The sequence below is a fragment of the Salinivibrio sp. IB282 genome (assembly GCF_001995685.1).
In the GTDB taxonomy this organism is placed as follows: domain Bacteria; phylum Pseudomonadota; class Gammaproteobacteria; order Enterobacterales; family Vibrionaceae; genus Salinivibrio; species Salinivibrio kushneri.
Genome location: NZ_MUET01000031.1, coordinates 15,815 through 30,882 on the forward strand (window position 1 = coordinate 15,815; position 15,068 = coordinate 30,882).

The window sequence follows — 15,068 nt, forward strand, 5'->3', positions numbered from 1 at the left end:
CACATGGCGCTTGATTCACTTTTATGCGCGGCCCTGGAAACAGCGCTTAATGCGGTGATTGCCAAAGATGCCGATAGCCAGCGTCGCCTTGCGCGTCTAAAAGGGCGTTGTATCGGCGTTACGCTCCAAGAGCTTGATCGCCAACTGATTTTTATCTTCGACCAACGCATTGATGTACTCAGCCATTATGAGGGTGAGCGTGATGCTAATTTGTCGTTATCGCTATCGGCATTGCCGCAGTTACAGCAAAAGGCCAATTTAACCGCGCTAATCAAAGCGGATAAACTCACGCTTGATGGCGATATTGACGTGGCGCAGCAGTTCTCTCAGTTGCTCAGCGGTATCGAACTGGATGTGGCAGAGTGGTTGGCACCGTATACTGGTGATGTGATTGCCCACACGGTGGTGAGTCACGCCCAGCAGCGCTGGCAGCAACTGCAACAATTGGCTCAGCGACAACAGCGCTATGCGGGGGATGTGATTACTGAAGAGTGGCGTTTAGCGCCAGGGGCGCTTGAAGTAGCCGCTTACAGTGACCAAGTGGACGAATTGCGCAGCGATGTCGCGCGATTGGAAGCCAGGTTTAAGCAGTTGGTAGAACGGGTGGAGTCTGCATGACGCTCAATGAAATTCGTCGCTTGTATTTTATCATCCGTACCTTACTGTTGTACGGTGTCGATGCTTTGTTGCCCAAACAACCTTTAACACGGCTGGCGCATCTTGGTCGTCAATCACTGTTTTGGCTGAAAAATCAGCACCCAGATAAGCCGGTAGGAGAACGTTTACGGTTGGCCTTACAAAGCTTGGGCCCGGTATGGGTAAAGCTTGGGCAAATGATGTCGACGCGCCGCGATCTCTTTCCGGGTGATATCGCCAACGAGCTGGCGCAACTGCAAGATAAGGTGGCACCGTTTGATGGCTACAAAGCCAAAGCGCAAATCGAAGCCTCGTTAGGCGGCCCATTGGAAACCTGGTTCAGCGATTTTGACCCCAATCCGCTCGCCTCCGCCTCAATCGCGCAAGTGCATACCGCTACCCTCAAATCGAACGGCCGCGAAGTGGTGCTGAAGGTGATCCGTCCCGATATTTTGCCGGTGATCCAAGCTGACTTGCGACTGATGTATCGTGTGGCACGGTTGGTGGCGCGCTTTTTGCCCGATGCGCGTCGGTTAAAACCGGTCGAAGTCATCCGCGAGTACGAAAAAACCTTGCTTGATGAGCTGGACTTAATGCGCGAAGCGGCCAATACCATTCAGCTGCGCCGCAACTTTGAAAACGACCCAGCGCTGTATGTGCCCGAAGTGTTCAGCGATTACTGCCGCAAAGACGTGATGGTGTCTGAGCGAATCTATGGCATTCAAGTGTCGGATATCGAGGCGCTACAAGCCAATGGCACTGATATGAAGCTGCTGGCTGAGCGCGGGGTGGAGGTCTTCTTTACCCAGGTGTTTCGTGACAGCTTTTTCCATGCGGATATGCACCCGGGCAACGTGTTTGTCTCCTACGAGCACCCGGATGACCCGCAGTGGATTGGGCTGGATTGCGGGATTGTCGGCACCTTAAATCGCGACGATAAACGCTATTTGGCGGAAAACTTTATCGCCTTTTTTAACCGCGATTACCGCAAAGTGGCCGAATTGCACGTCGACTCTGGCTGGGTGCCGCACGACACCAACGTGGATGATTTTGAGTTTGCCATTCGCACCGTGTGTGAGCCGATTTTCGAAAAGCCACTGTGCGAAATCTCGTTCGGTAATGTGTTATTAAACCTATTTAACACCGCGCGCCGGTTTAATATGGAAGTGCAGCCGCAGCTGGTGTTGTTGCAAAAAACCTTACTCTACATTGAAGGACTGGGGCGTCAGCTCTATCCGCAGTTAGATTTGTGGACCACGGCCAAGCCGTTTTTAGAGTCGTGGATGAAGCAGCAAGTGGGGCCCCAAGCGGTGTGGGCAGCGGTCAAAGAGAAAGCGCCATTTTGGGCCGAGAAGTTACCTGAGATCCCAGAGCTGGTGTATGACGGATTGCGCCAAGGGCGACAAATTAACCAACGGCTCGATGCTTACTATCATGGTTATTTGCAAACCCGGCAACGTCATTCACGCGCCACCTACATGCTCGGCATTGGGGCCACCTTGCTGCTGACGGCGACCATTTTGTTCGCCAATCATGTCGAGACCTTGCCGGGCGTCGCTGCCACAGGTGCGGTGATCTTTTGGTTGTGGGGCTGGCGACTTTGTAATAAAACTTGTAATAAATAGCAGTTACACTGTTGCGCACATCAAGTTAACCAAACGGAAGAAAGGGAACCGGTATGGGTGGAATTAGTATTTGGCAGTTGCTGATCATTGCGGTGATTGTCGTGTTGTTATTTGGCACTAAGAAGCTGCGCAACATGGGCGGCGATCTTGGCTCGGCGGTCAAAGGCTTTAAAAAAGCGATGAACGATGACGACGCAAAGACCACTGACAAAGATGCGGATTTTCAGCAGCAGTCGTTGGATAGCAGCGATAGCGACGCGTCGAAAAAAGAGCAAGCACGCAAAGATAAAGAGCAGGTGTAAGCCGTGTTTGATATTGGTTTCTGGGAGCTAGTGCTGATTGCCATTATTGGCCTCGTGGTGCTTGGCCCGGAGCGATTACCGGTCGCGATACGCAATGTGTCGCGCTGGGTGGGGGCGGCGAAACGGATGGCAGGCTCCGTCCGTGATGAGCTTGAGCAAGAGCTCAAACTCAAAGAGCTCCAGGACAACTTACATAAGGCCGAACAAGCGGGGATGAAAGATTTGTCACCTGAGTTACAAGAGTCGGTCGACACCCTACGTCAACGCGCGGCGGATGTACAACGCCCTTATGCAGCATCACCTGCTTCTCATCACCCAGATGAAGGCGACGATGCGCCATCAACGGATAAGCGATAACGAGCCCGACGCTTTATGTTTTCGGTGAACAAACCACTATGTCTGTAAACGATACTCAGCCTCTTATCAGCCACTTGATGGAGCTTCGCAACCGCCTGCTGCGCGCAATTATCGCCATTTTGGTGGTGTTTGCCTGCTTGGTGTATTTCGCCAATGATATTTACAGTCTGATAGCCCAACCGCTGATCGACAAACTGCCCGAAGGGGCGAGCATGATCGCCACCGATGTGGCCTCACCCTTTTTTACCCCCATTAAGCTTACGCTAGTGATATCGGTATTCGTGGCCATCCCTGTGGTGCTTTACCAAATCTGGGCGTTCGTGGCCCCCGGCCTCTATAAGCACGAACAGCGGTTGGTGATGCCGCTTTTGGTTTCCAGTTCATTGCTGTTTTACGCGGGCGTGGCGTTTGCGTATTGGGTTGTGCTGCCATTGGTCTTTGGCTTTTTCACCTCTATCGCGCCAGAAGGGGTGCAAGTGGCAACCGATATTGCCAGTTATCTCGACTTTATCTTGGCGCTGTTCCTCGCCTTTGGGATTGCCTTTGAGATCCCTATCGCGATTATACTGCTGGTTTGGACAGGCGCGACCACGGCACAAAGCTTAACCCGCAAGCGGCCCTATGTGATTGTAGCTGCGTTTGTGGTGGGGATGATGCTGACGCCACCAGATATGATTTCACAAACCCTGCTGGCTATTCCTATGTGCTTGCTGTTCGAGCTGGGCGTGGTGCTGTCGCGTTTTTACGTCCCACGTGAAAAATCAGAATCCGAGGAGGCCAGCGAATGATCGATATTGGTGTCAACCTGACCAGCACACGGTTTGATCAAGACAGAGACACCGTGGTGGCTGATGCCAAACAGGCGGGCGTCACTGGGATGATTTTTACCGGCACCAGCGTTGAAGAAAGCCAAGCAGCGGCGGATTTAGCGGCGCGGTATCCTGGCTATGCCTATGCCACAGCGGGGGTTCATCCGCATGATGCCAAATCGGTCGAGGCGACAGATTTAAGCGCTATTCAGCAATTAGCGCAGCGTCCCGAGGTGGTGGCGATCGGTGAGTGTGGGCTCGATTTCAATCGGGACTTTTCGCCGCGGCCGCAACAAGAAGCGGTGTTCGAGGCGCAGCTTGCGCTAGCGGCTGAGTTGTCGATGCCAGTGTTTATGCACTGTCGTGATGCCCACGATCGCTGGTTCGCCATTTTGCGGCCATGGCTCGACAAACTGCCCGCAGCGGTACTGCATTGTTTTACTGACGATGACCGTGCACTGCGCGATTGCCTCGATGCCGGTTTATATATAGGGGTAACGGGATGGCTATGCGACGAACGCCGCGGACAGCAGCTGCAGCAACAGGTAAGCTGGTTGCCCGATGACAGGCTGATGATAGAAACCGATGCGCCGTATTTACAGCCTCGCGACATACGGCCGCGACCCAAACGCAGTCGCAATGAGCCGAAATATTTGCCACACATTGCCCAAACAGTGGCACGATTGCGCCAACAGCCTGTCGAACATATTATTGATTGTACAATAAAAAACACTCAGCGCTGCTTTTCGATTCAGTGACTGGGTGAACACTACACGAGGCAGTTCGCTGCCCCAAAGCCCAGGTCTGCAACTTAAAGGAGGATACTGTGACCGTATCCATTCAAGGCGCCTTTCCTGCTCGACGCCTGCGTCGTACACGCAAAACTGACTTTAGCCGCCGTATGGTGGCGGAGCACTCATTGTCCGCAAGCGATTTGATTTACCCGGTCTTTGTGCTGATGGGTAAGAATCGTCGTGAGCCAGTGGCATCCATGCCCGGCATCGAGCGGCTCTCGATTGATTTATTGCTCCATGAAGCGGATTACCTGGCCAAGCTAGGTGTCCCTGCCATTGCCCTGTTTCCTGTGATCCCGAAAGAGTTTAAAACCAGCTGTGCCTCAGAGGCATTTAACCCCGAAGGGTTAGTGCCACGCGCGGTGCGCTTACTCAAAGAGCATGTGCCGCAAATGGGCGTGATCACTGATGTGGCGCTAGACCCTTACACCGTGCACGGCCAAGACGGGATCATTGATGAAGACGGCTATGTGATGAACGAGCCCACCACCGAGGTACTGATCAAGCAAGCCCTATCTCATGCCGAAGCGGGTGTCGATATCGTCGCGCCTTCTGACATGATGGATGGACGAATTGGTCGTATTCGTGAAGCTTTGGAAGCAAACGGCTATATTAATACCCAAATCATGGCATATTCAGCCAAGTATGCTTCCAACTACTACGGTCCGTTCCGCGATGCATTAGGCTCGGCGGCGAACCTGAAAGGCGGTAACAAGGCTAACTATCAAATGGATCCGGCCAACAGTGATGAAGCCTTGCACGAAGTGGCGATGGATATTGCTGAAGGGGCGGATACCGTGATGGTTAAACCCGGGATGCCGTATTTGGATGTGGTACGCCGGGTAAAAAATGAGCTTAAGGTGCCAACCTTTGCTTACCAAGTATCGGGCGAATATGCGATGCACAAAGCGGCAATCGATAATGGTTGGCTAAAAGAGCGCGAGACGGTGATGGAATCACTATTGTGCTTTAAGCGAGCGGGGGCCGATGGCATCCTGACTTACTTTGCTAAGCAAGTGGCCGAGTGGTTAGCGGAAGACGCTGGCGCTACTTTGCCTCCCAGACCGGAAGAGACGGTCGGTTAACTCTCCTTTTATGACAGCGCCCTTGCCCCGAGCAAGGGCGTTTTTTTAGCCTGCCTAGTATAACCCCACAAAATTCAAGGGATCACGTTGCGGTTAATGGGGTTCTGTAGTGAGATCAGTGTTTCGGTGGATTGCACTTCGTCGATGGCTTGTAGCTTGTCAATCAACACAAACTGTAATTCTTCGATAGAGCGACACATGAGCTTAACGAAAATATTATAGGCCCCCGTGGTGTAGTAGGCTTCTACTACCTCGTCGAGCTGATTGAGTTTGTCTAGCGCCGAGTGGTAATCCCGCGCCGCTTTAAGGTTGATACCGATAAAACAGCACACGTCGTAGCCGAGCTTTTTGGTATTGACCAATATTTCCGTGCCTTCGATGATGCCCGCAGCTTTCATTTTCTCAACCCGCACGTGAACTGTGGCGGGACTGACATTAAAGCGCTTGGCCATTTCTGCGTAGGGGACGCGTGCGTCATCCAACAGGGTAGAGAGAATACGACGATCTAGGTCATCTAATTTTGGCAACTCGTTCATTGTTTTAGTCTTTTTGTTATAGCATGGCCAGACTTTTCGTTAACGCGGTTGCTTAGCCACTTCGTTAACGCCTAATGTAGGGTATCGCGTTGTTTAGCAAGATACCAACAATCCAACAGGAAGGGGATGTGGGGATCAGATACATTTTCGGTGGTTTATTACTGCTTATCGCCAGTAGCGTCAATGCCGCACAAAAAGATGTGCTGGTGGTGCATTCCTATCATCCTGGCTTCTTTTGGAATCAGGCGTTGGTTGAAGGGTTGGAAACGGCGACACAAGGCGAAGAGATCACCTTCCAGCATTCCTACCTAGAAAGTAAACGCTACCAATCGGATGCCTATCGCGAACAGCTTAAAGATGTTTATATCCATAAACTGACCAATCATGATTTTGATGCCATTCTCACCACGGATAATGCCGCACTCTGGCTCATCCATGAGCTGCATGAATACGTGGGAGAGACACCGGTGGTGTATGCGGGGCTCAATAACTTTGGTCGTCAACACTACCCCTTGTTGCCCAAGGTCACTGGGGTGAAAGAAGAAATAGACTTACCGCGCAACTTGTCGTTAATGAAGCGCTTACACCCAGATTTAAAGCGGGTGTACGTACTGCTCGATGAGACCTTTTCCAGTCGTCAGTATTGGAATGTGGTGAAGGCTCAGCTGAGAAACGATGGTAACGCGGGTGTTGAGGTTGTCAGGCTATCTAGCCTCTCTTTCCAAGCGTTGCATGACCGCATTCAAGCGATGCAGCCGGGCGAGGCGGTATATTATTTATCCTACTTTCGCGATAAAAATGGCACCTTTCTCGATAGGCTCAGTGGCATCAACTCACTGATCCAAAACGCGCCCGTGCCAATTTATGGTGCGATGAGCTTTATGCTGGGTCAGGGCGTGATCGGGGGCATTGTCATCGATGGAAAAACTCAAGGTCAGCACCAAGGTCAGCTGCTGTTGGATGTACTGGCAGGCAAGCTTCCCCCTGAGCGAGACAGTACTAACCTGATGTTATTCGATTACCCGGCGCTGAAAGATTGGGGCGTGGATGTGAGCGCTATCGAAGACGCTGTGGTGATCAATAAGCCTCAGCCGCTGTGGCTAAAGCACCAAGTTGCGTTTCAAGCCGTGGCATTGGCGGTGTTGGTATTGGGAAGCGTGATTGCCATGCTCGGTGCCAATATTCGCCAGTTACGCCGCAGTGAGTCAGCGTTAAAGCGCCACCGAGCGATGCTTAAAGGCATTTTTGATCAAAGTAACCAGTTTATTGCGCTGTTGGATGAGAACGGAATCTTGGTCTCAGGCAATGCCAGTTTTAATCAATTAATCAGCGTAAGTCACCCTTATCGTGGACGACCTTTGTGGTTTTGGCCGATTTGGCGTAACCCCGCTCGCCTGGAGGAGTACCTCAAGCTCACCGATTTCTCTCAACCTCGCCGCTTTGAGCTTTGCCTCAGTGAAGCGCATCGTGAGGTGATCTTGGATGTAGCCGTCAAGGGGTTTCCCAGCGAAAATGGCCAACGGCGCGTCCTGTTAGAGGCCCGTGATATTACCCAGCGCAAACAAACCGAAGAGAAGCTACAACGAAGCGAAATTGAATACCGCATGTTGTATGAACAGCAACCTGTGATTCTATTAACCATTGATTACCAAGCACGTATTCAATCGCTCAATCAGTATGCCGCTGATCTGTTTGGTTATGACAAAGCCGCCTTATTAGGGCACAAGATCACCACTTTATATGTCGAGCATCAAGTGCCTCCCCATCGAATGATTAAACGCGATCACAACAACCAAGAGCAGGTAWGGCGGCGTGAGATCCCGTATCGTGCGGGTAATGGTCATACCTTGTGGGTGCGTGAAACCGTGCGCGCGATGCATAATCAGACGCAATTGCTGGTGGTGGGCGAAGACATCACTGCGCATCGAGAAATGGAAAACCAGCTGACTTATCAAGCCCATCACGACTACTTAACAGGGCTGTATAATCGTAGCTATTTTGAGCAAAAGCTCGCCGCCGCGCTGTTACAAGCGCGAGAGGAAGATCAGTGTCACGCGATGTACTACATCGATATGGATCAATTTAAGCTGATTAACGACACCGCCGGACATGAAGCAGGGGACGAGGCGCTCAAACAAGTGGCGCAGATTATCCAGCAACATCTGCCAACAGGGGCGGTCTTATCGCGACTCGGGGGCGATGAATTTGGCGTGATTGCCTATCATCACTCGGCCGAACGCGCGCTGACTTGGGGGCACCAACTCCTGGCAATCTTGGCGGACAGTGAGTTTTTCTGGCACGGCAGCCGTATGCGCTTAGCATGCTCATTGGGTATTCGCCTTCTGGATCGCACCGCCGGTTCGCCGCAGCAAGTGCATGCGCAAGCGGATACCGCCTGCTATGCCGCCAAAGACGAAGGGCGTAACCGTTTACATCTTTATCACCCGGATGATGAAGAGCTGCAACGTCGCGAGCAAGAAATGGCGTATGTCAGCCACATCCATGATGCCATTGCCTACGACCGCTTTGATATCTATGCACAGCAGATCGTCGATATTCGACCGGGTAGGCGAGATACGCTCTACATTGAAGCCTTGGTAAGGATGCGCGATACCCAAGGCGGTTGGTTGCCGCCGAGCATGTTTATCCCAGCGGCCGAACGTTACAACATGGCGCATCAACTGGACACTGTGGTGGTGACCAAAACCCTAGCGTGGTTTGATGCCCACCCGGATCAGATTGCTAAGCTGGGTAAAGTGTCGATTAACCTGTCGGGACGGTCGATCACTCAAAAGGATTTTGTCACCTTCTTAATCGCCGCGATTAAGCAAACCCAAGTGCCTAGCGAGTGCATCTGTCTGGAGATCACTGAAACCGCGGCTATTACCAACATGAGCAGTGCGATCGAGCTTTTCTCGCAGCTAAAAGCCTTGGGGTGCGTGATTGCCTTGGATGACTTTGGCGCGGGGATTTCGTCGTTTGGATACTTGAAGCGCTTGCCGGTCGATATCATTAAGATCGATGGTCAATTTATTCGCGATATCGCCACCGATGACACCGATTATGCGATGGTGAAAGCCATTAATGATCTGGCCAAGCAAATGGGGAAACAAACCGTGGCGGAGTTTGTGGAAAATGCACATATTCTCAATAAACTGCGCGCATTGGATGTCGATTATGCCCAAGGCTATCACTTTAGCGTACCCACGCCCTTGGGTGAGCAGGTAAAAAATTGGTCGGCACGTCGAGAGACGATGAAGGAAAAAATCCATCTCTGATATACTCGGCGCATAACCAGCCGCGGAGAGCCAATGTGCAACTCAGTTTGATTTGCGACGCCCCTGACAAATCCGAGCAATTTGAGGGATTAAAAAGAAAGTGGTCACTGACACACACACCTGATTCGTCATTTGCGTTGATCATGACCGCGACACGCCTTGAGCTGCGCAAACAGGATGAGCCTAAGTTAGGCGCTGTGTATGTCGACTTTGTTGGCGGTGCGGTCGGCCATCGGCGTAAGTTCGGCGGTGGCAAAGGGCAAGCCATTGCCAAGGCGGTGGGGCTCAACAAAGGGGTCACGCCACGGGTGTTGGATGCCACGGCTGGCTTGGGGCGTGATGCGTTTGTATTAGCATCCTTAGGCTGTCAGGTGCAGATGATTGAGCGGCATCCCGTGGTCGCCGCGCTGCTCGATGATGGGTTACAGCGCGCCTATCAAGACACTGAGATTGGTACCTGGATGCAATCACGGATGACACTGCTGCATGCCAGTAGTGCGCAAGCACTCACTGATATGGCACAGACTCCCGGGCTACAACGACCTGATGTGGTCTACTTAGACCCCATGTATCCGCACAAGAAAAAAAACGCGTTGGTGAAAAAAGAAATGCGTGTGTTCCAGGCTTTGGTGGGCGCTGACATGGACGCCGATGTCTTGTTAGCGCCTGCGTGCCAGCTCGCGCGCAGCCGCGTAGTGGTTAAGCGTCCAGATTATGCTGAGCCCTTGGCGGCAACGCCACCACACTCTAGTATTACTACCAAGAAAAACCGCTTTGACATGTACATCAACGCAGCGTTAAGTGCGGAGGCGTAAATGGCGAAGTCTTTGTGTAAGTGGCGACGGGGTGAGGTAGAGGCCAACTTAAGTGCGTTAGCATCGATTACCACGCCACCGCGAGCGGCTTGCAGCAAGTGTGCGCGAGTCGCCAGTGAAAAAGGCTACCTCTGTCGCCCTGTGCCTCTTACCAGTGAAAGCACTAAAAAAGCGCAAAAAGCCAAGAATAAAGCGGACAAGAAAGATAAAAAGGGTAAAAAAGCGAACAAAGAAAAAAAGAAAGCGAAAAAACGGAAGGAAAAATAAAGGCTCCATAGCGAACTAGGGAGCCTTAGCGGGCTTAGTCGAGGCCTTTGACCATCAGTACGGTCAGCAGTCCGGTAATGACTGAGATGATCAGGCCAGAAACGATTAGCCAAGGCAACATATCCATCATGTTCTGCACTCACTTCTTTGTTATGAATTGGGGGAAAAGCGAGCATGATTGAGCCTGAGTTTAGCCACATTCTCAATGTGCTAGACGTAGACAGTTAAGCTTAGTAACGATTAGAAACAAGGTGGTGGCAAAGCCATCAATCCGCCCTCGTGGCACATCGGTCTATCAGTACAAAGGGTCCATCATGAGTGTCAATCAAGGAAAAGCCGACGTATCGGTTTGGGATAAAGAAGAAGCCTTAAGCCGGCTAATGGATAGCCCGGCGCTTCTTGATGAGGCTTGCAGTATTTTTGTTGAAGAAAGTGAGCAACAACTGCCAAGCATGGAAAAGCAGCTTGCCAATGCCGACTATGCCGCCTTGGCGCGCGAAGCACATAAGATGAAAGGCAGTGCGGGCAACCTTGCCGCGCTAGAGCTGCATCAGCAAGCATTAACGCTCGAACAAGCGGCCAAGCAGGAGGCTGCTGAACAAGCGGCTGCCGCGTTAGCGGATGTTAAAGAAGGCTTGGCACGATTTTGCGCGCAACTCACTCACTAGTCGCCTGTCTTATCATGCTCGCGAGTGACCTATAAAAAACGCCGTGTGTCGACACGGCGTTTTATTACCAGCCTGTCTTATGCGGTTTAGCGCATGGTAACAAACTCTTCTGACCCGGTAGGGTGAATCGCGACCACACTATCAAAGTCTGCTTTGGTGGCGCCCATCTTCATCGCTACCGCAAAACCTTGAATCATTTCATCAACGGTAAAGCCAATACCGTGCAGACCGACCACTTTTTCTTCATCGCCCGCGCAAACCAGTTTCATCTTACAAGGTTGACGGTGCTGAGTAACCGCGGTGTACATGGCCGCAAAGCTAGAGGTATAGACCTTAACGTTATCATCGCCGTATTTGCCGCGTGCCTCTGGCTCGCTCAAACCAATGGTGCCGATTGGCGGGTGGCTAAAGACCACGGTGGGAACCAAATCATAGTCCATTTTGGCATGCGTTTGGCCGTTAAACAGACGCTCTGAGAGTAAGCGTCCGGATTTGACAGCGACTGGCGTCAGCTCAATGCCGCCATCCATAATATCACCGACACAGTGAATGTGCGGGACGCTGGTGGTCTGATAGGGGTCAACCTTGATGTAGCCATCGGCCGTGGTCTGCACGTCGGTCGCGCCGAGGTTGATTTTATCCGTGGTCGGATGGCGGCCAATCGCCCAAATCAGGGTGTCCGTGTTGTGGGTGGTGCCGTTTTCAAAGGCCAGAGTTAGGCTACCATCACTTTCTTCAGTGACCGACACGGGCACATGTTGGGTGTGAAGGGTAGGGCCTTCTTTTTCCATTACCTCGACCAAGGTGTCGGTAACCATAGGGTCGAAGGTGCGCAGTGGGCGATCTTTACGCACAAACAAGTGGGTATCAGAGCCCAAGGTATGCAGTACACCGGCGATTTCGACCGCGATGTAACCGGCACCGACTACGGCCACGCGTTTAGGCTGCTCGGGGAGGGCAAAGAAGCCGTCGGAGTCGATCCCTAATTCTGCCCCCGGAATATTTGGAATCGTGRGCTTGCCGCCGACTGCAATCAAAAAATGATCGGCTGTGTAGTGCTCGCCATCCACTTCCACCGTGTGGTTGTCGACAAAGCGGGCAAAACCACGGATGACATCGATATTATTTTTGCCCAGTACGTTGTCGTAGGCGTTGTGAATACGGCCGATGTAGGCTTCACGGTTATCCACTAAGGTTGACCAATTAAAGCCTTTTACATCCACATCAAAGCCGTAGTCTGATGCATAGAGGTTAAGCGCTTCAGCGACTTGGGCGCCATGCCACATGACTTTTTTAGGCACACAACCTACGTTTACGCAGGTGCCGCCAAGGTGTTTTGCTTCAATAAGGGCGACGTTRGCACCGTGCATCGCAGCACGGTTGGCTGAGGCAATACCGCCGCTGCCGCCACCGATACAGATGTAGTCGAAATGCTTTGCCATGTCTTTCTCCATCTTATAGGCACTGGGTGCCTCTGGCATTGATATCGAGGTCAGCTTGTCGTGTTTGGCGTCGCTTGTAAAGCCACCATCTCTGACCCATTGCGCCATAGCATACCAAACCGGCACTGAGGCAGCAGTCTCAGAATCATTTTGTAACGCTGGTAATACACCCAGGCAAATGGGGAGGGATTGAAAAGCGCAAAGAGAGACGGCATATACAGATTGTCATTCATATTCCAGGCCTCATAGGGTGAGCGTCTGGTAGCAAAAAGGAAGGCATTATGTCCAACCCGCTACTTCAATTTGAGGATTTACCTCCGTTTTCGGCGATTAAGCCTGAGCATGTTAAGCCGGCAGTGGAAGCCGCGATTGCTGACTGTCGTCAAGCGGTGGATACCGCGGCGGCCGCCGAACAACCAAGCTGGGATACGGTGAGTGTGCCCGTCACCGAGGCGGAAGATCGCCTTGGCCGCATCTGGTCACCGGTCAGCCATATGAACGCGGTGGTCAATAGTCAGCCACTGCGCGAGGCGTATGAGAGCTGCCTGGCGTTGCTGTCGGAATATTCTACCTGGCGTGGTCAGCATAAAGGCTTATACCAAGCATACAAAGCGATGAAAGACAGTGCTGAGTTTGCCGAGCTCGACGTGGCGCAGCAAAAAGCGATTAACGATGCGTTACAAGACTTTGAGCTGTCCGGGATTGCGCTTCCAGCCGACCAGCAACACCGTTTTGGTGACATTCAAAAGCGGCTGTCGGAGCTTTCCTCTTCATTTAGCAACAATGTGCTCGATGCCACCATGGGGTGGAGCAAGCTGATTAACGATGAAAGTGAATTAGCGGGGTTACCCGAGTCGGCGCGCAACGCGGCGAAAGCCCAAGCCGAGAGCAAGTCGCAATCAGGTTACTTATTTACGTTGGATATCCCCTCGTATCTGCCAGTCATGATGTACTGTGATAACCGAGCGCTGCGTCAACAAATGTATGAAGCCTTTACCACACGCGCCTCTGATCGTGGGCCGCAGGCAGGGCAGTGGGACAATACTGAGTTGATGAATGAGTCGCTGCGCCTCAAGCATGAGTTAGCGCGTTTACTCGGSTTTAATCACTATAGTGAGCTGTCACTGGCCACCAAAATGGCGGAAACCCCAGACCAAGTGATGGGCTTTTTAAACGATCTGGTTGATAAAGCGCGTCCTCAAGGTGAGCGAGAGTTTGCGGAAGTGAAAGCCTATGCCAAAGAAGAGTTTGGTGTTGATGTGCTCGAGCCTTGGGATATCCCTTACTACAGTGAAAAACTCAAGCAAGCCCGTTACACCATCTCTGATGAAGTGCTGCGTCCTTATTTCCCCGAAGCACGCGTAATCTCCGGCTTGTTCGAAGTCATGCATCGTGTGTTTGGCATGACCATTACCGAGCGCAAAGGTGTTGAAACCTGGCATCACAGTGTGCGCTTTTACGATATTCATGATAGTCAAGGCACCCTGCGCGGCAGCTTCTACCTTGACTTGTATGCGCGAGAAAACAAACGTGGCGGCGCATGGATGGATGAATGTCGTGTCCGTCGCCGCAAAGCGAACGGCGAGCTTCAAACGCCAGTCGCATATCTAACCTGTAACTTTAATCCGCCAGTGGGCGATGATCCGGCGCTGTTTACCCATGACGAAGTGGTCACTTTGTTCCACGAATTTGGCCATGGCATTCACCACATGCTGACGCAAGTCGACGTGGCGGATGTGTCGGGGATCAATGGCGTCCCTTGGGATGCGGTTGAGCTACCAAGCCAGTTTTTAGAAAACTGGTGCTGGGAGCAAGACGCACTGAGCTTTATCTCGGGGCATTATCAAACCGGGGAAGCCCTACCGGAAGATATGTTGGAAAAAATGCTGGCGGCTAAAAACTTTAACTCGGCGATGGGGATGTTGCGCCAGCTCGAATTTAGTCTATTCGACTTCCGTTTATTCAGCGAGTTTGACCCAGAGGTGGGCCCTCGGATTATGGAAACGCTCAGTGCGGTGCGTGAGAAGGTCTCTGTCGTGCCAACCCCGGAGTGGAACCGTTTCCCACACGCCTTTGGGCATATTTTTGCTGGTGGCTACAGCGCAGGCTACTACAGCTATAAATGGGCTGAGGTGTTGTCGAGCGATGCTTACTCGCGCTTTGAAGAAGAAGGGATCTTTAACCGCGACACCGGCGAGGACTTCCTGAATCATATTCTTAGTCGTGGTGGCAGTGAAGCACCGAAAGACTTGTTTGTACGTTTTAGAGGGCGTGAACCAAGCCCTGACGCCTTACTGCGTCATAGCGGGATCACCACAGCGTAGTGTTGTCAGCGCTTCCATAAAAAAGCCCGCATCATCACGGGTGCGGGCTTTTTATTCACCGATGGGATTAGACGCGACGCTCGTCAGTGAGCACGACCAGGGGTAATCCAAGGCTTGATTGGCGCAGGGC

Annotated in this window: 14 protein-coding genes; 12 read left to right on the plus strand and 2 right to left on the minus strand. The window is 52.1% G+C overall.

The annotated features are described in order from the left end of the window. The first annotated feature begins 3 nt into the window (after nt 1–3). From BZG14_RS08225 to hemB, 7 genes are all read left to right on the plus strand, one after another. Nucleotides 4–618, plus strand: a complete 615-nt coding sequence (locus BZG14_RS08225; RefSeq protein WP_077456862.1) for a ubiquinone biosynthesis accessory factor UbiJ — start codon at nt 4–6, stop codon at nt 616–618. Next, nucleotides 615–2,261, plus strand: coding sequence for a ubiquinone biosynthesis regulatory protein kinase UbiB (ubiB, locus tag BZG14_RS08230; RefSeq protein WP_077608482.1), 1,647 nt, complete (start codon nt 615–617; stop codon nt 2,259–2,261). Before BZG14_RS08225 ends, ubiB begins: the two co-directional genes overlap by 4 nt. 53 nt (nt 2,262–2,314) lie before the next feature. Further along, nucleotides 2,315–2,563 (plus strand): Sec-independent protein translocase subunit TatA, encoded by a 249-nt coding sequence (gene tatA, locus BZG14_RS08235; RefSeq protein ID WP_069361810.1) that lies wholly within the window; start codon nt 2,315–2,317, stop codon nt 2,561–2,563. Between the two features lie 3 nt (nt 2,564–2,566). Continuing rightward, nucleotides 2,567–2,920 (plus strand): Sec-independent protein translocase protein TatB, encoded by a 354-nt coding sequence (gene tatB / locus BZG14_RS08240; RefSeq protein ID WP_069361809.1) that lies wholly within the window; start codon nt 2,567–2,569, stop codon nt 2,918–2,920. 38 nt (nt 2,921–2,958) lie between these two features. Then, nucleotides 2,959–3,708: a twin-arginine translocase subunit TatC gene (gene tatC, locus BZG14_RS08245; RefSeq protein ID WP_069361808.1), complete on the plus strand. Its 750-nt coding sequence runs from the start codon at nt 2,959–2,961 to the stop codon at nt 3,706–3,708. Next, nucleotides 3,705–4,487, plus strand: a complete 783-nt coding sequence (locus BZG14_RS08250) for a TatD family hydrolase (protein ID WP_077608483.1) — start codon at nt 3,705–3,707, stop codon at nt 4,485–4,487. The genes tatC and BZG14_RS08250 overlap by 4 nt, the downstream gene beginning before the upstream one ends. A 68-nt stretch (nt 4,488–4,555) precedes the next feature. Next, a complete protein-coding gene (gene hemB, locus BZG14_RS08255) occupies nt 4,556–5,608 on the plus strand; it encodes a porphobilinogen synthase (protein ID WP_077608484.1) in 1,053 nt (350 codons plus the stop codon). 74 nt (nt 5,609–5,682) lie between these two features. Here hemB and asnC read toward each other — a convergent pair whose 3' ends face one another. Beyond that, a complete protein-coding gene (gene asnC / locus BZG14_RS08260) occupies nt 5,683–6,144 on the minus strand; it encodes a transcriptional regulator AsnC (protein ID WP_074213846.1) in 462 nt (153 codons plus the stop codon). A gap of 128 nt (nt 6,145–6,272) precedes the next feature. Between asnC and BZG14_RS08265 the strand changes: the two genes are divergently transcribed. The 4 genes from BZG14_RS08265 to BZG14_RS08280 all read left to right on the plus strand — a co-directional run bounded on the left by BZG14_RS08265 (nt 6,273) and on the right by BZG14_RS08280 (nt 11,172). Then, nucleotides 6,273–9,422: an ABC transporter substrate binding protein gene (locus BZG14_RS08265; protein WP_241824639.1), complete on the plus strand. Its 3,150-nt coding sequence runs from the start codon at nt 6,273–6,275 to the stop codon at nt 9,420–9,422. Nucleotides 9,423–9,457: 35 nt separating this feature from the next. After that, nucleotides 9,458–10,237 carry a class I SAM-dependent methyltransferase gene (locus tag BZG14_RS08270; protein WP_077608485.1) on the plus strand — a complete coding sequence of 260 codons (780 nt, stop codon included), beginning with the start codon at nt 9,458–9,460 and terminating at the stop codon, nt 10,235–10,237. Then, nucleotides 10,238–10,504: a hypothetical protein gene (locus BZG14_RS08275; RefSeq protein ID WP_077485998.1), complete on the plus strand. Its 267-nt coding sequence runs from the start codon at nt 10,238–10,240 to the stop codon at nt 10,502–10,504. A 314-nt stretch (nt 10,505–10,818) separates the two neighbouring features. After that, nucleotides 10,819–11,172, plus strand: a complete 354-nt coding sequence (locus BZG14_RS08280; RefSeq protein ID WP_077456850.1) for an Hpt domain-containing protein — start codon at nt 10,819–10,821, stop codon at nt 11,170–11,172. 86 nt (nt 11,173–11,258) lie between these two features. Here the strand turns inward: BZG14_RS08280 and gorA are convergent, their stop codons facing one another. After that, entirely contained in the window at nt 11,259–12,614 is a 1,356-nt protein-coding gene (gene gorA, locus BZG14_RS08285) for a glutathione-disulfide reductase (RefSeq protein ID WP_077608488.1), read from the minus strand. Between the two features lie 281 nt (nt 12,615–12,895). Between gorA and prlC the strand changes: the two genes are divergently transcribed. Next, nucleotides 12,896–14,938, plus strand: a complete 2,043-nt coding sequence (gene prlC / locus BZG14_RS08290; RefSeq protein ID WP_077608486.1) for an oligopeptidase A — start codon at nt 12,896–12,898, stop codon at nt 14,936–14,938. The last annotated feature ends 130 nt before the right edge of the window (nt 14,939–15,068 follow it).